Source organism: Pedobacter paludis, assembly GCF_003173575.1.
In the GTDB taxonomy this organism is placed as follows: domain Bacteria; phylum Bacteroidota; class Bacteroidia; order Sphingobacteriales; family Sphingobacteriaceae; genus Pedobacter; species Pedobacter paludis.
Genome location: NZ_QGNY01000003.1, coordinates 566,920 through 588,313 on the forward strand (window position 1 = coordinate 566,920; position 21,394 = coordinate 588,313).

A 21,394-nucleotide genomic window follows, 5' to 3' on the forward strand; every position below is an offset into this window, starting at 1 on the left:
TGGGTTTGTGATTTAGGAAAAGTGTGGTATGGCTTACAATCAGCTAGAAAAATTGATGCAGAACATCGATGCAATAGGCATTGCACTGCAGTGGGACGGAACAACTCAACTCAGTTCCCAAGAGGGCCAGAGGCTCTCGCTTTACTCCGGATTCGGAGGACTTAAACAGATTTTATTTCCTGAGGGACCCCCGGAAGCCTGGAAGGCTGCCGGGGCTTCCCAGGCAGACATGGGGCTTTATGAACAGACAATGGAACTCCACCGTCTGCTCCAAAGGCACTTGAGCGTACAGGAGTACCAGGAGAGTATAGATTCGCTGAAGAACAGTGTGCTCACGGCATTTTATACACCGAAAACGCTCCCAGATACCTTATACTCCGCTTTGTGGGACGCTGGGATACAGCCTAAGAGCATATATGATCCCAGTGCGGGACTTGGCGTCTTTTTAACCCGGGCCGAGGATAGCTTTCCCACGTTGGAAAAAATGAAGGGGATTGAAAAGGATCTCATCACCGGAAGGGTATTAAAAGCTTATAGCTCCACATGGTTTACCTCCAGCAATATTGATGTCAAGCCTTTCGAGCATACCGGCAAGGAAGATGAGGGAAAATATGATCTGGTGGTCTCCAATATCCCGTTTGGGAATTTTACGGTTTATGATCCGGATATGGCTGATCAGGGCCATAAACAAAGCATTCACAATTACTTTTTTGTCAAAGGAATGGAGAAGGTGCGGGATGGCGGCATACTTGCTTTCCTGACCACTTCTGGATTTCTTAACAGCTATCAGAATGGTTCTGCCCGTAGGCACCTGTTGTCCCAGGGCAATTTTGTGAGCCTTGCGGCGCTGCCCGATAACCTTATGAAGGATTCTGCAAATGTAGAAGCGCCAACACATCTACTTATCTTTCAGAAAAATGTTTCCAAACAGGAGCTATCCCCGAGCGAAATGCTGCTGACAGAGGTAGTCAAAGGCAACAACGAGTTTGGTGAATATGCTATAAACGCTTTTCTGGCGCAGAACGAGCAACTGTATATCGGCGACGAGCAGGGTCCGGGAAAAAACCAATATGGTCAGGCCCACCATATGAACTGGATGAATGCTTCTCTCGACAGCATCGAGGCACCTTTATACCGTTTATTAAGCGAAGATTTTGCGTTGAGATTGAATGTCGACCTGTTCAATAGTCTGGAACTTGCACAGCCGCTTATTGCTGCCTCTCCAACAGCTAGGCTCACTTATTTATCCCAACCGGCCGATCAAGTGCAGGCCTCAACAGTGCAGCTGGGATTATTTGATACTCTCGCACCAGAAAAGGTTAATAGGCCTCAGGCGTATATATCGCCCGAAGATGCACGTACAGTTGCTCCCATCAGCGCGAGGTTTATTTCGGTCATAAGAACGCAGGATAACCCAGAGCATGAATCGATAGTGATCGTTGCGGCAAAACACCGAAAGGCTAAACGCTATATCTACCGCATGCATTCCAATGTTGCCCAGGTAAAGACAAAGAGTAGATGGCTGAACAGTGATGATTTATCAAAAGAGATAGAAAGGGTTTCCGAAGCACTCAGGGGATTTGATCACAAATACCTTTACGAAGGAGAAAGGGAGACGGAACATCAGCTTAATTTAAATCCCATTCCACCAAACGAATTTAAAGAGCTGCTCCCTCACCATCAGGAAAATTCCCTTGTATTCCATAACGGCGCTGTGGGGCATCTGGAACAGGTCGATCATGCTCAGGGCAATGCTATATTCCACGGATGGAAAGACCAGCAGGATGTGGAGTTTTACGAGCGCTATATTGGCCTGAGAGATACTTATATCGGTTTTGCTGCTCTGGATCTACAGAAGAGAAACCGCATGGAACGCGAGCAGCTAAATTCGCTCTATGACAGCTTTGTGGTGGATTTCAAACAGCTGAACAGCAACGCTAACGCTAAGCGCATTGGCAGGGATGAAGTTCACGGCAATTTAATTCTCTCCTCACTGGAACGCCGCGAAGGAAACGGCTTCACAAAATCCGATGTACTGACCGGCTCCCTGGTGGCAAGGGCAGAGGAATTCAGGACCGAGCTCGCAACCGAGGCACTTGCCAAGACTCTCAATGATCTGGGCAGGGTCGATATGGTCAACATTGCCCGGATAACAGGAAGACCCAGCGGGGATCTCATCGAGGAACTGCGCGGACATATCATATTCAATCCCGGGACTGACATTTGGGAAACAAGGGACGCCTATCTTTCTGGCAATGTGTTTCTAAAGCTGGAGATCGCCCGGGCAAAATGCCAAGCGGAGCCTGAAAATACAGAATACCAACGCAGCTTAGCGGAGATTGAAAAAGTGCAGCCCGAACAGGTCCCTTTCGAACTGCTGGATTTCAATCTTGGAGAGAGATGGATACCCATAGAATTTTATAACCGCTTCGCATCAGATTTCTTCGATCAGGACGTGCGCATACAGTTCATCCGATCTTCGGATATTTTCAAGGTGGAAAGTCCCGAGCGATCAGCAAAAATGGTTCAGGAATATTCCATCACTCCAAAATCCGGGCGGACGGTATTTGGCAATTTACTACTGGAGAATGCGCTCGAAAATACAAGCCCATACTTCTCCTATGAAGTGCCGGATGGACCGGATAAGGTTAAAAGGATTCCTGACAACGATGCCATACAACTCGCCCACCAAAAGATTGAATCTATCCGTAGCGCTTTTGTTGATTGGCTCCGGGGAATTTCCGCCAGCGATCAGAAAGCGCTCACAGATCTCTATAACAATACCTTCAACTGTTATGTGCTCAGGGAGTATAACGGGGGGCACCAGACCTTTCCCGGTCTGGACAAACAGGGCCTTGGTATCCAAGACCTATATTCCTCTCAAAAGGATGCCTGTTGGCGGATCATTCAAAACCGTGGAGCACTGATTGATCATGAGGTCGGCCTTGGCAAGACCCTTACCATGATCATTGCATCGCACGAAATGAAGCGGCTGGGCATCATTCATAAACCGCTGATCATCGCACTGAAAGCAAACGTCGGCGACATTGCAGCAACTTATAGGAAGGCCTATCCGAATGCACGCTTACTGTATCCCGGTAAAGATGATTTTACGCCTTCCAAACGCCTGCGCGTATTTCACGAAATCAAAAACAACAATTGGGACTGTATTATACTCACGCATGACCAGTTCTTAAAAATCCCGCAGTCTGATGAGATACAGACCAAAATTTTTCAGGAAGAACTCAATAATACTGAGCGTGACCTGCAGACAGTAAAGAATCTTGGGGGAAGCATTTCCCGCAGTATGCTCAAAGGACTGGAGATCAGAAAGAACAATCTTTTGGTAAAGCTCAAGGCCGTAGAAAAGGCAATAGAAAGCAAAAAGGATTCAGGAATCGATTTTTTATCGATGGGCATTGACCATTTGTTCGTCGATGAGGCGCATAAGTTCAAGAACCTCACCTTTACCACCAGACATGAAAGGGTTGCGGGACTTGGCAATACCCAGGGGAGTCTTAAGGCACTGAACATGCTATTCGCAGTCCGAACGCTTCAGGATAAATATGACTCTGACCTCTGCGCGACTTTCCTCTCCGGAACGCCGATTTCAAACAGCCTGACCGAACTTTACCTGATCTTTAAGTACCTTCGGCCTCGTGAGCTTGAGCGCCAGCGCATTGAAAACTTTGACGGATGGGCTGCAGTGTTCGCGAAGAAAACAACTGATTTCGAGTTTTCGGTAACCAATGAGATTATTGCCAAAGAGCGCTTTCGACACTTTATCAAAGTACCCGAGCTACAGGTATTTTACAACGAAATCACTGATTACAAAACTGCGCAGCACATTAAGTTGGATAAGCCAGCGATTGATGAAATGCTTATCAATATATCTCCCAGTAGCGACCAGGAATATTTTACCAGCCAACTCATTGCTTTTGCAAAAACGGGTGATGCAAGGCTGATCGGACGGGAGCCTCTGAGTGAATCGGAGGATAAGGGAAGAATGCTCATCGCGACCAATTATGCCAAGAAAATGGCAACCGATATGCGCCTGATTGATGACAGGCTTTATAGTGATGACCACCAGAACAAAGTCAACACCTGCGCGAGGTATGTCAGACAGGCTTGGTTGGGAAGCACGAAATATAGGGGGACGCAGATTGTATTCTGTGACATCGGTACACCCAAGCCTGATCAGTTCAATATCTATGATGCCCTGAAATTCAAACTCACCGAGGAGTTGCAGATTCCGTCCCATGAGATAACCTTCATACACGATTGGAGCGATGCGAGGAAACCTGAGCTTTTCCGGAAGATGAATAACGGTGAGATCAGGATCCTTTTGGGCAGCACGGAAAAAGCTGGTACCGGGCTAAATGTACAGAAACGAATGGTAGCTATGCACCATATCGATATTCCATGGAAACCCTCAGAACTGGAACAGCGAAACGGGCGCGGGGCCAGGCAGGGAAACTGGGCAGCGAAGGAATTCAACAACAACAAAATCCAGAACCTGATCTACGCCACCGAAAAGTCTCTGGATAATTACAAGTTCAATCTGCTCAAGAACAAACAGACTTTCATTTCCCAAATGAAAAACAATGAGCTTAACGTGAGGAGCATCGATGAGGGTGCAATGGATGAAAAGAGCGGAATGAACTTCGCAGAATACACTGCAATCCTCTCCGGAGATACCTCGTTGCTGGAAAAAACCAGGCTTGAGAAAAAAGTAGCGTCGATGGAAAGTCTCCGCACAGCGCATTTCAGACAGGTCCATACACACAAAGGGGACTTACAGAGAATGGCCGCGTCATTGGCCGCTGAGGAGAAACTTTATCCTGAGCTGTTAAGAGATGAGAACTGTTATAAGTCCCAGCTGACTTTCGACAAAGACGGCACTAAGTGTAATCCGGTGAAACTTTTTGGCCTCAGCAGCACGGATCCCGAACGTATCGGTAGCTATCTGATCGATATGAGCCGTAATTGGAAAGCTGGTGAAAAAAAGGAATCCAAAGAAAAAATAGGATCGCTTTATGGGTTCGATCTGTATATCCAGAAGAGCGTTTCAGGGTCTGCCGAGTTTGAAAAATGGAAAAATCTCTTTTATGCCCAACATCCCCAAGGGTCGGTGAAGTACACCTCGAACAATGGAGCAATCAATGAGGACTTTCCAAAAGGTGCTGCAAGAAACTTTATTTCAGCTATTGACAAAGTTTCCGTCCTTCGGGAAAGAACACTTTTGGAAATTGAGGAAAAAAAAGAATACCTGCCCAAATTACGGGAAATCATTTCCAAACCGTTTGAGAAGGAGACAGAGCTCAATGAACTGAAAACTGAGCTTGGTAAACTTCAAAAGGCAATTTTGGAAAAGCTTTCCAAGATTGACTCCTCATCGGCCGGTACGGGTGAGGAACAGGTTACAACTTTGCCTAATAGCACTTTTGCTTTCCAAGAGCACGGTCCGGGACAGGATGCCCTTAAGGACCTGAGCGGACAAGACCGCCAACGCAGGCCCATGCGTTTATAGGGTTGCTTAAACGTTATCGAATAGCCTTAGCATAAAGGTGTCCACGTAAGACACCTTTATGCTTTTGGGTTAAACACGATCCGAATGTCAATTGGAAAAATGCTTTCCCGAAAAGGCAGTTGAGAGAGATGATCAAATTTCCTTTCCTAGCGTTTACCAATAAGCCGCAATGCATTAATTACGATGTAAATCACATGATAACGGCATTTATCGGTCTGTGCAGAGATCCATTCGCGCCATAATCTGATCTTTCCAGTTGCGGGAAGCTGTGAACTGACCATGTGGTTGTACCAGGACTCGACATCTGCGCATTCTCCTTCGGTAGATGTTCCATCTAAATAGCGTGTGAGAAGTTCCTGCAATTCTTTTTTTTTCATTTGTAGAGCTTTTAGGGTTAATACGTATCAGTGTTGTACCAAGGGGTATCGGGTGGGCAACTATTTTTGCAGACGCTGCGCTGTGTCTGCTGTCAAAGGCGTTGTGCTCCAACGGGAACTGAGTTCCTCAGATCCATCATTGGGGTTGATATGTCAGCAGTTTTCATTTGCTTTATCCCTGTGGTCGCATAGAAATTTAAACACATCTGTAATCTTCCGAACGAAGCTATAAACTTACTTTATACTGGATGCTAACGATTTTCCCGACGCAGCTGCCGTTAACCTGACAAATCTGGGATACCGGGCCTCTGGAATAGCTGCAATTTCTTCGGCGATGAATCTGTTGGCGACCATCTCCAGTAGAACTCTGCTGACCTTCAAGTTAGGCTGCGATAATACAAAGTCTGGCAGTCCTGTCATAAAATCTTCCCTTTCAGCAAGGCCCAGGCATGTTAATATGGCTAAGTTCCATGATAAATCTTTTAAGATGGTCAAAGGAAGTTACCAGGGCTTAATGTTTCGCACCCTCCCAAAAATTATGTTTAGTGGGTTATTGCTGAATTCCATTCAATTAACTATAGCTTAAAAAAATATGTTTCTGGGGAGTACTCCTAAACGATTTTTCTTGAGTAGTATATTTAAACCATCAATTTTGAATTAAACATTTAGCACATGTTCTGTTTTAAACGCAAAAACCGCATGACATATGATGATTTCTTTTTTGATCTATATTACAGATGGTGGCTTGAAAAATGCTCTCCACAGGAGCTTCAGTTTATAAATTTTCATGAACACTTACATGACGGTTCTATAATAGATGAAGAATTTTTTGAAACCTGGGGTGAGATGATCAATGCAATACTCCCTCCACACCTGAAATTAACCGGGGAAATCTGAGTATTTGACAAAAGTTAAATTCTTTTCAAACTTCACTTTGACACCATTAGCTATTTGGTCATTGTAACCTATTCGCTCAAGTCTGATTTGAACTGCTGATCGGCCGTGCAACAGTTCAAGTGTTTTTTACTGAATAATTAGCTCACCGTCAATGCCTTTTCGATTGGCTGGCTCCTGAAATTATACATAGAAAAGCCTTGCCCAGTCTACAAAAGAAAATGCCGAAGTTATCCGGTTTGGTCATTCCTGAAGACTTTCTGGAAAAACAATCTGGAAAATTTTATTGCTCTCGGACGGGATAAAGTATGTACGGAAGCTACATAGTTTGTGAGTAGTTATTCGCAATGATTGATGACTGCATTATATTGACACCTAAAGGGCTGGATCTCGCTTGATCTGCCCTTCTCAGGTTTCCCGTAATCTAAAAATTCCAACATCACCTACTTTTAAAGAGGAAAAAAATCTCTTTTGTTTAGCAAAAAAAATCAGAAATTAAACACAAGAAATTTCCAACAGCCAATTGTAGAAGTCTCTTACCATATACCTATCCTAGACCCTGATTGCTCAATCTTAAATTATAGCCCGATGCGAATGACCCGACATGAGATCCACGCGGTCAAACAGGTCCACAGCGATCTTCGCGCTGATTTCATTTCAGCGCTCTCCATATCAGTGCTTGCAGAAAAGCATAGAATTTCAGCTGTGAGGCTGATGAAAGGATTTATCAAAATTTTTGGAATTTCCATTAATTATTTTCACCTGAAGCTTCGAATGGATTATGCGAAAATAGCGCTGATGCGGGGGACTATGGTCAAAGAGATTGCCATTACCCTGGGCTATTCAACGACCGGAAGCTTCACCCGTGCATTCAAAAAAATCCACCAGCTTCCGCCCAGTTATTTTTTATATGGAATCTAAACTCTTGAAATGCCCTACCGAAGTGGGATTGCCCGTTTTGTTCACTCCAAAAAACAGCATTATCGGTTAACAGGTCGGCTTTTTTGGTTAACAGGTTTTTCATTTCCATTTCATTTAGCGTATGTAATTTAGAGGTGGATAGCGTGATGAAAATTTTACTTCTAATGCCCTCCATCGATCAGAACCCGGATAACAGCTCTTCCCCAGTCGCGGCCCAGTTAATGTAAACTTGATATGCCGATATACCGCGATGTTCTTGCCCAGACTGATTTCCCAGTTCAGCACTTCCGTTTTAAGAGATAGGATAAAAATGTTTTTATGAACCAGCAAAGGAAACACGCCGTGATTATCGGCGCTGGTCCTGCAGGGCTCACTGCTGCCTATGAGCTTCTCACCAGGACAGACATCATCCCCGTTATCATCGAGCAGTCACACGACATCGGTGGTATATCCAAGACCGTAGTATATAAGGGTAACCGGATTGATATCGGTGGACATCGTTTCTTTTCTAAATCCCAGCGCGTGATGGACTTCTGGCTGAACATTATGCCTTTGGAAAATGACGCACTGGAGCAATTTGAGATCCGTTATCATAACCGCAACGCAACAGTTACGCCTAAAGAACATGATGAAACTACATCGAAGAGAAAGGCAATGCTCGTACGCCGTCGGCTGTCGCGGATATATTTTCTGAACCGCTTTTTTTCCTATCCGCTTGCAATGGATCTTCAGACCATTAAAAATCTCGGCTTGTGGCGGACATTTCGCGTTGGTGTTTCATATCTGTACAGCAGTATATTTCCAATCCGTCAGGAACGAAGTCTGGAGGATTTTTTTATAAACCGTTTCGGGCGTTACCTGTATAAACTTTTCTTTCGGTCCTACACCGAAAAAGTGTGGGGTAAATCCTGCAGGGAGATATCGGCAGAGTGGGGAGCGCAACGTATCAAGGGGCTTGACGTTGCTAAAGCACTTAAGCATGCCTTAAATGCTGCATTTGGAAATAGCGAAAAAAGCATTCGTCAGAAAAATATCGAAACTAGCCTCATTGAGCAGTTTTTATATCCTAGGCTTGGACCAGGTCAGTTATGGGAAGAAGTGGCTCGTTCGGTGCTCGAAATGGGCGGAGAGATACATTTTGGACATAAGGTGACTTCAATCATGCAGAAGGAGGGTTCGATTGTTCAGGTGGAGAGTGCCTTAAATGACGGAAAGAAAGTCAGCCTGTCAGGAGATTATTTCTTCAGTACCATGCCAGTTAAAGAACTGGTACAGGGGCTATCGGGCGGTGTACCCGAGCAGGTGAGGATTGTGGCTCAGGGACTTGAATACCGTGATTTCATCACCGTTGGGGTATTGCTCAACCGGTTATCTACAGCTATTGACGGCATTGGGAGAAAGACAATCAATTTAGCGGACAATTGGATCTATATCCAGGATGCCAGCGTGCAGGTGGGAAGGTTACAGCTTTTTAATAACTGGTCCCCAGATATGGTGGCAGATCCTGATACGGTGTGGCTGGGAATGGAATTTTTCTGCCAGTCGGGAGACGCGTTTTGGAGCTTGTCCAATCATCAGATTGCTGCTCTTGCGGTAACTGAGCTGACGAAAATAAATCTGGCGGCCAGGGAAGATGTTCTGGATACCTGCGTCATCCGGATGGAAAAAGCATATCCAGCTTATTTTGGTAGTTATGGTGAATTTGATCAGGTCAGGACTTACCTGGACAGCTTCGAAAATCTTTTTCTTATCGGAAGGAACGGCATGCACAAATACAACAATTCCGATCATTCGATGCTGACAGCTATGACAGCGGTAGATAATATCATTTCCGGGGAGAAGGCGAAGGATAATATCTGGAAAATCAACACCGAGAAGGAGTACCATGAAAGGGTCATCGATGCTTCTAAAAATAACGGTGTTGAAAAACCGGTGGATGCCTTGCCTGCCCTGGGAAATCAGGAAAAGGAAAAAGAACGGGAACCGGAAAGTTTCCGGGCATTTGTCCTGAGGAAAGAAAACAGGAACTTGTGTTTAGTAGTCTTAGGTTTTTGTGCGGCGATGTGGGGCGTTTTTAAGTGGTATTATCCGATTCCAGCTTTTATCAATGGAGATTCATATGAGTATATTACTTCAGCAGCTAATAACTTTTCCATACATACTTACCCGATTGGTTACCCTAGATTCCTCCGTTTGGTAAGTGTTTTTACCAGTTCGGATCTGTATTTGGTATCGCTACAATTTATGATGCTCCAGCTTTCGATATTATATTTTTTAATGCGCATGTTCTTTATCACATCTGCGTCAGGCATATTGAAGATTACGGTTACACTGCTGACATGTTGTAATCCGGTTTTTTACTATGTGGCGAATTATGTATCAAGTGACAGCTTGTTCCTCACACTGAGCCTGATTTGGGTTACAACACTTTTAGGTATTATTTACAGACCGTCCAGAAGTTTAATTCTAACACATTCGCTTATCATCTTCCTGGCATTTACAGTCCGTTATAACGCCCTCTGGTACCCGTGTATATCCTTCATTGGAATCATGCTGGGTGGAAGAAAAATGATGGTATGGAAACTTTCAGGTTTTATCGCAGGGTGCCTTTTGATAATGTTGTTCGTACAGACGACCCAAAAGGGCTATCAGAGGATATCTGGCATATACCAATTCTCCCCGTTTTCAGGGTGGCAGATCGCAAACAACGCAATAAATGCTTATCGCTTTGTAGAATCAGAGGATAGGATCCATCTTCCAGGAAAGTACACGGGAATTGACAACGATGTGAGAAACTACATTGATTCTACACGCAATGTTGGGCGTTTTCCTCAGGAGAGGCTATTGGCATCTACATTTTATATGTGGGACAGCACATCACCACTAAGAGTTTACATGAAAAAAACATTCGGCAGGAACAATATGAATGCAAGTGAGGCTATAATGTGGTCAAAAGCAGGAAATTTATATGGCGATTACGGAAATGAACTGATCAAACGGTATCCGAGGGAATTTCTGCTCTATTATCTGTACCCGAATTTTTTAAAATTCTATTCCCCTCCCACCGAATTCCTTTCCATGTACAACACGCGACAGGATTCAATCATGCCCATTGCAAAATCATGGTTCAGATATGACTCGGTAAAATTCCCTGAACGGGGCCGGCATCAAGTGACGATACTGGAATGGATGCCATTGGTAGTCGGAATGTTGAACGCGGTGTATCTGATGGTTGGTTTTAGTCTTTTTCTGATCATGCGGAAAAACATTCCGTCAAAGATTGCAAAGGCATGGGGCCTGCTGACGCTTATATGGCTTGCTAATATGTTTTTCAGTATATATGCGGCACCGGTATCCCTACGAATGCAGCTATTCGGATTTATTTGTTGCTCGGTCTCAATTTTTATCTGGTTAGATGCAATCCTACGTTATGATACGTCGGGAAAACTAAAAGAACAAAGGCAGAAACTTGATACTTCGCCGGTAGATGGGCATGTGTTAAACCTTCAACAATGAAATACATATTTATTTTAATATCTATTGTTCTGATCCAGTCCTGTGGATTAAAGAAAGGAAACACGAACCGTGCAGGCGAAAACTTCCCCGAATCCACGCTGACGACGCTTGATGGAAAAGTGATGGATACCAGGGAATGGAGCAGGGGAGAAGCATTTTTACTATTCTATTTCAGCACGGATTGTCCGCATTGCCAGAAGGAATTAATAGAAATGAAAAAGGAAAGTAGGCTACTGGAAAAAAGAAAAATATTAATGGTTACCTGGAACAGAAATTTTGATGAGGTGAATGAATATGGAAAACAATCGGGTTACGCTGAATTGGAGAATGTAACCATTGCAGTCGACTCTGATAGAAATCTGGCAAGCCATTTCTCCATCCGATCATTTCCTTTTATTGTATTGTATAGCAAAGACAGAAAGTTTATCAAATCCTTTAGAGGGGAAATTGAACCGAAAGTTATTCTCTCAGATAAAAACTCTGAATCATGAAAAAGATTGTTCTCGCCACTTTCATGATAGTAGCGGTTGCAGGCTTATCCCTCTCCTTCAAAGCAAGGAATCCTGATCTTAAAATTTATATCGCGCCTGCACAGGGTTGGCCATGTACGCTCGAAATAAACGGCAGGACCACAGAGCCTAACGCCAATCGTCATAAGGATTATGAATTCGCTTCTACGACCACTACGCTGACATGCGGACCCATGAGGGCTTGGCTAATCGCATAGCACCAATTGTCTTAAGGGCTGAATTAAATTACTGAACCAAGATTTTTTCATAAACCTAAAATTTGAGCTCATACTAGGTATTCTTTCACGAACAATTAAAATTAAACAAAATGAAAAAGACTAAAGTTTTAATGTTGACTACCGCACTGGTTGCAGTAGCAGGGATCAGTTTCGCATTTAAAGCGCGTAATCCTGAACTCAAAATCTATTCTACGGCCGAAATTGATGGACCATGTACTGTAGAAGTTCTCGACCGCACAACGGAGCCGAACGCTAATCCACCAGTTGCTTATGAATTCGCATCCACAACAACTACCACTACATGCGGTCCGTTAACTGCATGGCCAGCTGAGTAATTGTGAATTTCAAAAGAAAATAATCCTAACAAAAATGTAGTTGATTCGTTTTCTTTTTCGTCAAATGGCGACTGTCACTATTTAAACAGTCGCCATTTAGTTTGCTATCTCATCCAGTCTGCCATTGGTTTATCTTTTAAATAATGATCGAAGAAATCCTTAACCTTATTTCCTAGATCAATTTTTGAATCCTCAGCTGAAATGCCATGTTTTTCTCCAACATAATTCAACCACCATACTGGTTTATTTTGTTCCCTAAGCATAAGAAATAATGTCCTACTATGTCTAAAATCAATCTCATCATCCTGGGAATTATGGTACATCAACAATGGTGTATTAATTCTTGATGTGTTATATATAGCAGAAGCATCTACATATGATGAAAAGTCATCGCTTAATTGATTTTCCATCTTGTATCCTCCATACATAATAACCCCTTTTTTTGTTATTCCAATCGAAAGTACATCGGTGTAACCGCTAACTAGATCAGTTAGACTGCATCCAGAAAACGCAGCTTTAAATCTATTCGTGTGAGAAATAATTACATCAGTTTCAAACCCGCCAAGACTAGATCCAGAAATCCCATACCTGTTTCTATCTACATAAGGAAGTTTATCCAAATTATTAATTGCAGCACCGGTAGCGTTCATAATACTTTTGACAGTTGCACCGGGATTAATAGGCATGTCAAATTGATAAACCAAATAGCCTTGGCTAACCAAATGTGGAATATTAATATCACCAGGAGATGCTTTTGGGAATATAAACTTATTTAGCAGGTTACTTTTCAATTGATAAACATTAAATATCACGGGATACAGCCTACTACTGTCAAATGATTCCGGCTTAAATAGAATCCCTTGGTAAGATCTACCATCTTGAACGATCTCGTGTAGTTCAGAACGAATCCAATTGTAATTACTATCAAACTTGAAATCTGTCAAATATTTAAAATCGTGCAAATTTTTGCTGAATAAAAGATTTGGGTAGTGCCCTTTCCGATCTACCCTAAATACACAGCTCAAATTATTCCTGGATTGATCAATAGCTGCTGGACTGAGATCACTATAAGGGAATTCTGCACCATCTATATAAATATCATCAGAAAATTTTTTTTCAAATAAAGATTTAGATATGTTGACAGTATAAAATGAGACTCTCTTTGTGGTCAAATTCATAGATTTCACAAGAAAAGACCTACCGGGGTCGATAAGTTCTGATGATTTTTCTGGAAAGTTTAGAACATTAAAAACTTCCTTGTTAATTTCGCCGATTCCATGAGTTAGATTTACAGGTAAAGTACGATTTTCCAAGTCTACCAGATATAAATCGTACCTCGAGTTTATCAATATCCGTTTATTATCTTCAAGCCATGATGTAGTTTTAAGTGGAATATATTCGTCGTATAGAACATATTTAGTAAGTTGAGATTTGATTTTTTTGCTAATATTATAAGAAGCTCCTGTTTCAGTATTGATTGAAAAATAAGAGTTGGAAAAGTAATCATGGTAGAGAATATACTTACCAGTGGGCGAGACAATAACGTCAAGCATTTTGGATTTATATATAGCAATGAGCGTCTTCGTGTTATTATCCAAATTAACCAAATAGTATGCAGTTGGAACATCAAGTTTCCATATTGGAATGTCAGCTCTTTTGGCTATGATGCAAAATTTATTCGCATTGGGTTTATAACTTTCTTTAACTATTGTTTCTGAACTATCATTTATCTGTTCAAACTTGGATGAACTGATTGTAATCGAACATAGATAATCCCGATCATCTGGTTGCGATCCTTTGCTGTATTTTGAACCATAGAAATTATCCACCAAATTAATATCGTTGTATTTCCAAATTTCCAATAGACCTGGAAACGGACTGACAGGTGGATGATCTTTTTGCATGAAGAAAAACAACTTCCTACCATCTTTCGAAAAACGCAGATTTAACGCATTTTTAAATTCAAGTCCAAAAGGTTGAGGAAAGTTTTCATCAGAGAGCAGTTTCTTAAGCCATTTCAATTTAATTGCATAAGTCCAAAGTCTCTTTATTTTTGGCGATTCTTTTTCGATAAATGCTATTTGCTCTGCCTTATTATCAATCACTATGTTGGATACTGGATACCCCAAAAATATATCATGTACTTCAACATTCGCCAGATCAATCAACTTCAATGATTGTTTCCGATTAATCTTACTAGTGTTCTTGACAAAGACATATCTTTCAGATTGATCGATTTCTGATGGTATGACATCATCAAGTTCGAGAATAATATTTCCTTTCAGATTACAGATTGTAACTTTACTCTTGACACTGCTTATAAGTATTAAATAATGGAAACTTTTGTAATGCTTTAATTTGAATTCGTCAGCATCTCCAATATTATCGACAGTCGGGGTCTTGGTTTGTAGATTTACGCGTTTTACAAGGTTGCCTTCTTGCACGAAAAAGAATCTGCCATCATCAGAAAATTTTTGATTTCTCCCAGAAGAAAACTTTGCCTGCCAATCATTATTGGTTGATTTTAATACAATTTCGGACTGATCGTTTGTTTTCATCTGATAGGTAACGAAATCGCCTGTAGGAGAAACTTTGACTGGTCCAATTATTGGAATAGTTTTGTAACTGTTGAGATCAAGGTTTATCTTTTGCGCAACTGCTTTACTAGAAAATAAGACACTCAACAGAATTATCACAGTTTTGTATTTAATAATAGTCATAATAATATTAATCTGTTAATGGTTTGTAAAGGCATAGATTGTTCTGCTTAAATAAGTCTCACCAGGACGCAAAATTGTGGTAGAAAATGTCGGATGGTTCGGGCTATTGGGAAAATGCTGTGTTTCCAGGCAGAATGCTGTACGATAATTATCTGGACCGGTCTTAAGATTATTTTTTCCCTGCATGAAATTTCCGGAATAAAACTGCAATCCAGGTTCAGTGGTGTAAATTCTCATGATGATTTCGCTCTTATCTCCTTTTACTTTCGCAACCGGCAGAACCTGGCTTTTGTTAAGTACGAAATTGTGGTCATATCCTTTGCCGTTTTTAAGCTGCACATCATTGTCGTTGATATGGCTGCCAATGTTTTTTTCAATGCGGAAATCAAACGGTGTACCGGTCACCGGTGCGATTTCCCCAGTAGGGATAAGTTCGCTGTTAACCGGTGTATATGCATCAGCATTGATCTGCAGGGTGTGTTTTAGGATAGAGCCTGATCCGTTAAGATTGAAAAAAGCATGATTGGTCAGGTTAACAACAGTGGGCGAATCAGTTGTAGCCTCGTAGTTAATGGCTAAATGGTTCATCTTGGTGAGGGTGAATTTAACGCTCACATCAAGGTTTCCCGGAAAGCCCTCATCCATGTGGGGGGAATGAAGGCGGGCAATGATAACACTGTCGGTGATCTGGTGCATTTCCCATACCCTTTCCTGAAAGCCGTTTTCACCGCCATGGAGGGCATGGCTTCCATTGTTCAAAGTGATCCGGTATTCATTGCAGTCTATGCTGAATTTCCCCTGGTTGATTCTATTGGCGTACCTGCCTATGGTTGCACCGTAATAGGGTTCGGTAGACTTCTGGTAATCCTCAGGTTCATCAAAGCCCATGACCACATCGATAAGCTTTCCATTTTTATCGGGTACCATTAGCGACATCAGCCTGGCGCCATAGTTGCAGAACTTTGCCCGCATGCCGTTACCGTTAACTATGGTAAATATCTTTTCCTCAGGACAATCTATCTGCATAGTTCTCATTGGGTCTTTGCAGTCTATGTTTTTTGGTGTCTCCATACAATTAATGAATATCAGCATGGCAGTAGCCATACTGAATAACTGATATTTGGTTATCATTTGGTTTTCTCTGTAAGTAGCTTCGTTGTCTATTTCACTCATGGGTTGTCCAGCGCTTTTTCCAGCATATGCTTTTCATTTGAAGTCAGGTACTGTGCGTATGATTTGAGGTATTCCCTGGCTACGGGCCGGTAACTGTCCCAGTCTTTTTTGTTCAGATAGTGGATGGTTTTTGCCCTGAGCAGGATTTCTTTACCGATGGTGCCATATGGTGTAATCTTTTCCTCTGCTGTTTTCCAGTCGGGTCCATTCTGAAGAGTAGCGTAAGGCTCAATATGATCGCGGTAAAGTGCATTCATGATCTTGTTATCAGCCTTTCTTCCGCCCATCAGTACATTGAGTTTTTCGCGTTGCTGTAGGATAACCGTAAATCCCGGGTCGCTTACAGATTCGCTCACATGATAGATGAAGCGGAGATCCTCATCTGAAAAAGCAGTGTTTTTTTCCTTGATAAAATCCTCGGTGAGTAAACGCACAGCCGTATTGTCGCCCGATTGCTTAGCCATCTCTGCAAGGTTCACGATCGAGCTGTTTTCTTTGTGTCCTGAAAGATATGCCCTGTAAGATTTTTCATATTTCTCAACGGGATCGGTGAGGTCCATTTCCTTGATATTTACCTGCTCAAAACGGCCGATATCGGGGTTCAGCGCGGCATGGATTTCACGGAGCTTTTCGAATGGTATTTTGATGATTTCACGGTCATAGGTAATTAATCCATTCTGCTCCCCTTCCACATCAAATGGCTGGGTGTAAATACTACCCGATAGGCCTTTGTCCCTCATAAGCTGCAGGTCGAGGTTCATCATGGAATATTTGGTGATAAGCGCAGCAGGTTTCTCCTGGATATATCCCCAGGCGGTATTGGTGTTCCACTGGTGCCCGGGTACAAAGACCCCGATACCTCCGAACTCCCCGACTACCTGGGCCTTGCCCGGTTGTTTTAAGGGCATCATCGGGTTGGGATAAGCGTGGACATCGGTCATACTGGCCGAAACATAGGCATTCGGTGAAGGGCTACGTAATTTCTCGTTTACGTAGAGGATTTCACCGGAATGTCCGTTTACCAGTCTGCTTGGATCCGTTTCTTTGATCCAATCGGTTAGGCGCTGCTGATCATAGCTGCCCCACTTTTCGTTAAAGAGTACCCAGGCGACAATAGAGGGGCTATTCTTAAGCTGGTCGATGGTTTCCCTGCTCTGCTGTTCAAATGCCTTTTTAGCACCTTCCGGTAGGCCCTGGTGGGGATTGACCATATCCTGCCATACCAGCATACCGATTTTATCGGCATGGTAGTACCAACGGGCAGGTTCCACCTTGATGTGCTTACGGATGGTATTAAAGCCCATAGCTTTGATAGCTTTGATGTCAAAGGCAAGCGCTTCATCCGTGGGCGCGGTATACAGCCCGTCGGGCCAGAATCCCTGGTCAAGTGTTCCAAGGTTGAAATAGGGTTTGTTATTGAGCATAATTCGCTCAATGCCCTGTTCGTCCCTGGCAACGGAGATTTTCCGCATACCAAAATAACTTTTGACCTCATCCTCTCCCATTTTGATCGTAAGGTCATATAGGTGCGGTGAAGAGGGGCTCCATAGTTTTGCATCTTTTATCGGGATTTCGATCAACTTTCCGGTCTGGCCAGTAAGCATAGCAACCTGTTCCCGTTTGTCCATCACCGATACAGTGTAAGCCCCGTTTTTTCCCTCACCATTGCCCTCTTTGTCTGTTACGGTCAGGTAAAGCACACCGCGGTCGATATCAGGTGTCATTTTGATATCGCTGATGTAATGATCAGGGACAGTCTCCAGCCATACCGTCTGCCAGATACCTGACGAGGCCGTATAGTAGATATTGGCTGGATTTGAGACCTGTTTACCATGTGGGTAAATGCCCCGGTCAGTTGGATCAAGGACCTTTACCGTTAATTCGTTATTGCCTTCCTTCACCAGGTCGCTTATATCAAAGGTAAAAGCGGTATAGCCTCCCGCATGTTCACCGGCTTTTTTGCCGTTGATGAATACAGTGGCCAACTGGTCTACCGCTCCGAAGTGGAGCAGTAGACGTTTGCCTTTTGAGAGCGTTGAATTAAAAGTTCTTTTGTACCAAAGCGCCTCGTCTACTTTGAGGTTCTTTTTAACGCGTGAAAGGCTGGATTCTATCGGATAGGGAACCAATATTTTTCCCTGCCATGATGTTGGCTGCTCGTTGGTTTTGGTGATCGTATAGTCCCATTGCCCGTTGAGGTTTGTCCAGGAGTTTCGGGTGAGCTGGGGACGGGGGTATTCTGCGTTTAAACTTTCAGGGCCTACCTCATTAGTCCACCTCGTTTTCAGTTGAGGGGAAATAGTATTTCGGTTAGCCTGCGCCCATAAGTTTGAACTTGTTAGTAAAACTATTGTATGCAACAGTAATGAAATCTTTTTCATGTTATTTTGTCCAGGTAGGAATGCCTTTCTTCATTTTTTCGATGGTTTCACTATAAAGTGCAATCTGTGACTTATCTCTGTTCTTGGTAGCTATATCCAAGGCTTGCTTTTCATACTCTACGGCTTCGCTATTACGCTTTAATTTATATAGCAAATTTGCATAGGTATCGATATAAGGTGGTGCCGTAGGCTCTGAATCCAGTATCTGTTTCATATAGCCCGTGGCTTCGTTCAGTTTTTTGACATCATCAGTTTGCTCGAAAAAAACCTCCCACAACATGATGTTGCTCGATTGTTTCTCTATAGGGGTATTAAGTTTGACGCCGTTCTTCCTTATCCTTTCAAGCTCAGCATCAGCTGCTGCTTTCCAGTTTTTTGTTTGAGCGTAATAAAGGCATTTAGCATCAAGTACTGCGTTCTTTGCAGTATTCTGATCAAGTTTGGCGGCGATTTTTTTTCCGATAGAAATCCAATCAGGCTCATGTTCAACTGCCCCCAACTTTGTATTCCCGTTCTTATAAGCATAAGGGTAAATATAGTCCCTGACTACAAAAGAATTGACAAGTCTAGTTGTACTGGTATTGGGAGCTAGCTTTTCCAATGTACCAGGATGCTGGTACAGGTACTTAACTATCGGATCATCCAGTGTAAAATCCTTCGTAAAATCAATGATGTACAATAAGGTCTCCTTATCCAAGATATTATTCGGCTCACTCTTGTCGATATATTGATTTTTGTAGAAACGGGAAGCTGCCTTTGAAATCGAATCTTGCTTAAGCTTTTTGGCAAATATTGCAAGTTCCCTAACCTCTGGAAGAGATAGTTGCTGATTTCGGAATCTTTGCGCGAGCTCTTTTATTCGTTGATCATTTTCAAGCGATTCTTTAGCAAGTCTCTGAAACGCTACCGGACGTTTTAACCCACCATTTTTATTGATAAGATTACCGTTAACATCAAGGAAGATAAAACTTGGGTAAGAATAAATGCTGTATTGTTTCTCCAGTGTCTTAGCGTAGCTGCGCCAGGATTTTATAGATTCATCATCGTTTTTGGTACTATCCATCTGGATTTTGATCGAAACGAAATTTTCATTCATATACTTTCCGAGCTCTTGGTCGGTATAAGTTGAATCGTCCATTTTTCTACACGGGATACACCAGGTGGTAAAAGCATCGATGAAAATGGCCTTGTTCTCCTTTTTTGCCATTTGAAGTACTTCCTGCATATTTTTAGCGTTCAAAAAATGTATCCCTGTTTGGTTTTGCGCAAATAGGAAGTTCGTGGCCATAACTGACCACATGGTAATTACTGTTATCTTTTTCATAATTTAAAGATTGAGGGGTGGCGGAAAACACCACCCTATGCGTATCCGATCTTTTGTTAGTTGTAGCCCGGATTTTGTGTGATCTGGTTATTGGTTAGAATGTCTGCCTGTAATACGGGGAATAGGGACATGTGGGGTTTCCATTGAATTCCTTTGGCAGGTCCGTAGGCCGTCATAACTGCATCAATATTTCCGCTTCGTTTCAGATCAAGCCATCGCTCGCCCCATTCGGTAAACATTTCAACTCGCTTCTCCCTTAATATTGCAGTCTTGAGATCAGCAATATTACCAGCAGTTGTACTTCCAAGCCCGGCCCTGCTTCTTATTGCATTGAGATCAGACTGGGCACCAGGGATGTTATTAAGTTCAGCCCGTGCCTCTGCCCTGATGAGATATTGTTCTGCAAGCCTGAGGACAATGGTAAATTCAGTTATAGTACTATTGGTCTTAATTTTGTATTTGAAGGGATAATTGTAAGTCTTCCCCCCCTGGGTGATCGCCGCTGTCCAGCTCATTTTTCTATTGTCCCCGGCTTCAAAAGCATTGAGTAAATCAGTGCTCAAGATAAAAGGGTTAAGTGCCCCTAACCCACCAGCTGGCGGGATAAACAAATTCCCTTCATCAGTGTTGACATTGGTCTTCGTGGGCTGTAAGGCCCAGATCGTCTCACTGCTGTTTTTAAGAAAAACTCCATTTAACGCGGATAATGTATATATACCTGTCTGTGAAATGATTTCCGTTGCCTCGCGCTCTGCCCCTGCAAAGTCTTTTTTAAGCAACAAAACCCTGGCTAATAATGCCCGTGCCGCATTGGCATTCGGCCTCACCCGGTCGGTACCTGTATTTAGCAGTGTGGCATCAACATAACGGGCATCAAGCAACTGTTTGGCAAGTTCAAGGTCGTTCATAATCTGGGAAAGGACATCATTCACTGGTGAACGTGTTAGCGATGCATTTACAGCATAATCGGTGGTCAACACTAAGGGAACGTCACCATGCAAGGTAACCAGATAGTAATAGCAGAACGCTCTGATAAAATAAGCCTCTCCAAGTGCACGTTGTTTAACTGCTGGTGTTAATGTCGCTGAATTTTTAAGTCCCTCAATTGCGGCATTGGCATAATAAACGTAAGTATAAAGGTTGTTCCAGTACGGTGAGCTCTGAGAGAGAAGAGCATTTTGGTAGAACGAAAAGTACGTTGCATTTGAGGTATCAAAAAGCGAAAGGTTGTCTGCAGAAAGATCAACATAAGCGGAGATTGAGGTAATATCATTAAATGCGAAACGGCTGCTCATTTTTGCATATATGCCTGTGAGTACTCCAGCAGCTGTGCTATTTTCGTTATATACATTTGCCGAATTGGTACTGGTAACAGGAGTATCTGCCTCGATAAACTTTTTACAGCCACATAGGATATTAATCACGACAAAACATATAAGTATTGAGCTGTGATATTTTAAAGATTTTGTTTCCAT

11 protein-coding genes are annotated in these 21,394 nt (G+C 42.8%); 5 read left to right on the forward strand and 6 right to left on the reverse strand.

Annotated features, from left to right (window positions below):
* Positions 1-28 precede the first annotated feature (28 nt).
* A complete protein-coding gene (locus tag DF947_RS10700) occupies positions 29-5,530 on the forward strand; it encodes an N-6 DNA methylase (protein WP_109929677.1) in 5,502 nt (1,833 codons plus the stop codon).
* Positions 5,531-5,676: 146 nt separating this feature from the next.
* Here the strand turns inward: DF947_RS10700 and DF947_RS10705 are convergent, their stop codons facing one another.
* Complete coding sequence (locus DF947_RS10705) at positions 5,677-5,907, reverse strand: hypothetical protein (RefSeq protein ID WP_109929678.1); 231 nt, start codon at positions 5,905-5,907, stop codon at positions 5,677-5,679.
* Between the two features lie 1,482 nt (positions 5,908-7,389).
* Here DF947_RS10705 and DF947_RS10720 point away from each other — a divergent pair.
* From DF947_RS10720 to DF947_RS10740, 4 genes are all read left to right on the forward strand, one after another.
* The gene (locus DF947_RS10720) at positions 7,390-7,722 is read left to right on the forward strand and encodes a helix-turn-helix domain-containing protein (protein ID WP_109929681.1); all 333 of its coding nucleotides are present in this window, start codon (positions 7,390-7,392) and stop codon (positions 7,720-7,722) included.
* 318 nt (positions 7,723-8,040) lie between these two features.
* Positions 8,041-11,238, forward strand: coding sequence for an NAD(P)/FAD-dependent oxidoreductase (locus DF947_RS10725; RefSeq protein ID WP_109929682.1), 3,198 nt, complete (start codon positions 8,041-8,043; stop codon positions 11,236-11,238).
* On the forward strand, positions 11,235-11,729 hold the full coding sequence (locus DF947_RS10730) for a TlpA family protein disulfide reductase (protein ID WP_109929683.1): 495 nt from the start codon (positions 11,235-11,237) through the stop codon (positions 11,727-11,729). The genes DF947_RS10725 and DF947_RS10730 overlap by 4 nt, the downstream gene beginning before the upstream one ends.
* 367 nt (positions 11,730-12,096) lie before the next feature.
* Complete coding sequence (locus DF947_RS10740) at positions 12,097-12,321, forward strand: hypothetical protein (RefSeq protein WP_146202906.1); 225 nt, start codon at positions 12,097-12,099, stop codon at positions 12,319-12,321.
* 104 nt (positions 12,322-12,425) lie between these two features.
* Here DF947_RS10740 and DF947_RS10745 read toward each other — a convergent pair whose 3' ends face one another.
* From DF947_RS10745 to DF947_RS10765, 5 genes are read right to left on the reverse strand one after another with little or no spacing between them, the layout of a single operon-like run.
* Positions 12,426-15,041, reverse strand: coding sequence for an alpha/beta hydrolase family protein (locus tag DF947_RS10745; protein WP_109929686.1), 2,616 nt, complete (start codon positions 15,039-15,041; stop codon positions 12,426-12,428).
* A 15-nt stretch (positions 15,042-15,056) separates the two neighbouring features.
* Positions 15,057-16,214, reverse strand: a complete 1,158-nt coding sequence (locus DF947_RS10750) for an aldose epimerase family protein (RefSeq protein ID WP_240615363.1) — start codon at positions 16,212-16,214, stop codon at positions 15,057-15,059.
* Positions 16,211-18,595: a glycoside hydrolase family 2 protein gene (locus tag DF947_RS10755; protein WP_109929687.1), complete on the reverse strand. Its 2,385-nt coding sequence runs from the start codon at positions 18,593-18,595 to the stop codon at positions 16,211-16,213. Before DF947_RS10755 ends, DF947_RS10750 begins: the two co-directional genes overlap by 4 nt.
* A gap of 1 nt (position 18,596) precedes the next feature.
* Positions 18,597-19,919: a thioredoxin family protein gene (locus tag DF947_RS10760; protein WP_109929688.1), complete on the reverse strand. Its 1,323-nt coding sequence runs from the start codon at positions 19,917-19,919 to the stop codon at positions 18,597-18,599.
* A 56-nt stretch (positions 19,920-19,975) separates the two neighbouring features.
* Positions 19,976-21,394 (reverse strand): RagB/SusD family nutrient uptake outer membrane protein, encoded by a 1,419-nt coding sequence (locus tag DF947_RS10765; RefSeq protein ID WP_109929689.1) that lies wholly within the window; start codon positions 21,392-21,394, stop codon positions 19,976-19,978.

Bases quoted from the DNA above. Each gene is read 5' to 3' on its own strand.
- DF947_RS10700 (WP_109929677.1), top strand. From the start codon at position 29: ATGGCTTACAATCAGCTAGAAAAATTGATGCAGAACATCGATGCAATA.
- DF947_RS10705 (WP_109929678.1), bottom strand. From the start codon at position 5,907: ATGAAAAAAAAAGAATTGCAGGAACTTCTCACACGCTATTTAGATGGA.
- DF947_RS10720 (WP_109929681.1), top strand. From the start codon at position 7,390: ATGCGAATGACCCGACATGAGATCCACGCGGTCAAACAGGTCCACAGC.
- DF947_RS10725 (WP_109929682.1), top strand. From the start codon at position 8,041: ATGAACCAGCAAAGGAAACACGCCGTGATTATCGGCGCTGGTCCTGCA.
- DF947_RS10730 (WP_109929683.1), top strand. From the start codon at position 11,235: ATGAAATACATATTTATTTTAATATCTATTGTTCTGATCCAGTCCTGT.
- DF947_RS10740 (WP_146202906.1), top strand. From the start codon at position 12,097: ATGTTGACTACCGCACTGGTTGCAGTAGCAGGGATCAGTTTCGCATTT.
- DF947_RS10745 (WP_109929686.1), bottom strand. From the start codon at position 15,041: ATGACTATTATTAAATACAAAACTGTGATAATTCTGTTGAGTGTCTTA.
- DF947_RS10750 (WP_240615363.1), bottom strand. From the start codon at position 16,214: ATGAGTGAAATAGACAACGAAGCTACTTACAGAGAAAACCAAATGATA.
- DF947_RS10755 (WP_109929687.1), bottom strand. From the start codon at position 18,595: ATGAAAAAGATTTCATTACTGTTGCATACAATAGTTTTACTAACAAGT.
- DF947_RS10760 (WP_109929688.1), bottom strand. From the start codon at position 19,919: ATGAAAAAGATAACAGTAATTACCATGTGGTCAGTTATGGCCACGAAC.
- DF947_RS10765 (WP_109929689.1), bottom strand. From the start codon at position 21,394: ATGGAAACAAAATCTTTAAAATATCACAGCTCAATACTTATATGTTTT.